Genomic DNA, 1,504 nt, shown 5'->3' with positions numbered 1-1,504 from the left:
TTGGCGGTCACCACGAACGACGCCGCCACCACCGCGATGTCCCGGAAGGCGTGGACCTCCTCGGCCGCCAGGCAGACGGTGAACGGCAGCAGGAGGACCAGGGTGGTCTCCAGGGTGGTGCTGCCCCGGCGCTTGCGGACGGCCGGGGTCGCGGCGGCGAACGCTCCGCCCACCAGGACGCCGACGGTGAGCTTGTAGGCGAACTGGGTGATGCCGCCCAGCGAGGGCAGCGCCCAGGAGGCCGCGAGGCCGAGCGCGAACGTGGTCAGCACGACCAGCACCACGCCCAGGTGGACGATCGGCCGCAGGTTCGCGCCGAACCCGGTGAACGCGGCGCCCCGCGCCGCCGAGCAGAGCAGGGGCGGGACGACGATCGCCAGGATCAGCCCGCTGTCCAGCTCCAGCTTCGGCATCCAGGGCAGGAACGAAGCGGCTGCGGCCAGCACGACCACGACCAGGCCCGGTTCCACGCCCCTGCGCCGCGCCACCGCCGTGATCGCGAGCCCCGCCCCGACGATGAGCAGGACCTGGACGCCGTTCACCCTCGTTCACCCGGACGCACGTGGGCGGGCGCCACGCGCGCGCGGGCGGTCCGGCCCGGCCACCGGACGGAGGTAATTCGACCAGGTGATGGCGTTGCCGTTGCTTCGGCACGCCGCAATTCGCGGGGGCGGGTGAGCGTTAGCCGTCCTTACACTGATCGAATGCGGCAGCAGGATCGGTTTTCGCTCATTCTCGATCGGCTGAACCACAGCGGTTCGGTCACCGTGGGCGAGCTGTCCGGGGCGACCGGCGCGTCCGCCGCCTCGGTCCGGCGGGACCTGCGGTCGCTGGAGGAGCAGCAGCTGCTCAAGCGCACGCACGGCGGCGCGGTGTCCACCGAGGTGATCTACGAGCTGCCGCAGCGGTACCGGGCGGGGCGCGGGCAGCAGCAGAAGCGGCGGATCGCCGAGGCCGCGGCGGCGCTGGTGGACGAGGACGTGCGGTCGGTGGGGCTGGGCGGCGGCACGACCACGACCGAGCTGGCCAGGCTGCTCGCGGCGGGCAAGCCGCTCAAAGTGGTCACCAACGCGCTCAACATCGCGAGCGACCTGTCGGTGCGGCCGTCGATCGACCTGGTGGTGACCGGCGGCGGGGTGCGGCCGGACTCGTACGACCTGGTGGGGCCGATCGCGGACCGGGCGCTGGCGGGGATCAGCGTGGACGTGGTGTTCCTGGCGGCGGCGGGGGTGGACTCGGTGCTCGGGGTGAGCTCGTGCGACGAGATCGGGGCGAACACCGACCACAGCCTGATGGCGACCGGGCGGCGGGTGGTGGTGCTGGCCGACCCGGAGGTGGTGGGGCGGCGGGCGTTCGCGCGGGTGGCCCCGGTGACGGCCGCCCGGGGGCAGGTCCAGCTCACCGCCGCCTCCAGCGGCGCGGGCACGGCAGGTGGCATCACGATCAGCCCGTGCGGCAGGCCCGCGACCGGTGGGCCGTCGTGCGTGAAGCCGACGGTGTACGA

Annotated in this window: 1 protein-coding gene and 1 pseudogene; one reads left to right on the top strand and one right to left on the bottom strand. The window is 73.7% G+C overall.

Annotation, left to right across the window (positions count from 1 at the left end):
- Window positions 1-542 (bottom strand): annotated as a pseudogene (locus ACTUAL_RS11045) (cation:proton antiporter); the annotation flags it as partial.
- A gap of 225 nt (window positions 543-767) precedes the next feature.
- Here ACTUAL_RS11045 and ACTUAL_RS11040 point away from each other — a divergent pair.
- On the top strand, window positions 768-1,504 hold a 737-nt coding region (locus ACTUAL_RS11040; protein ID WP_440900184.1), incomplete at its 3' end, for a DeoR/GlpR family DNA-binding transcription regulator.

This window comes from Actinosynnema sp. (assembly GCF_052038725.1).
The sequence above is the reverse complement of the archived record's forward strand: the minus strand, read 5'-3'. Positions and strand labels throughout refer to the sequence as shown.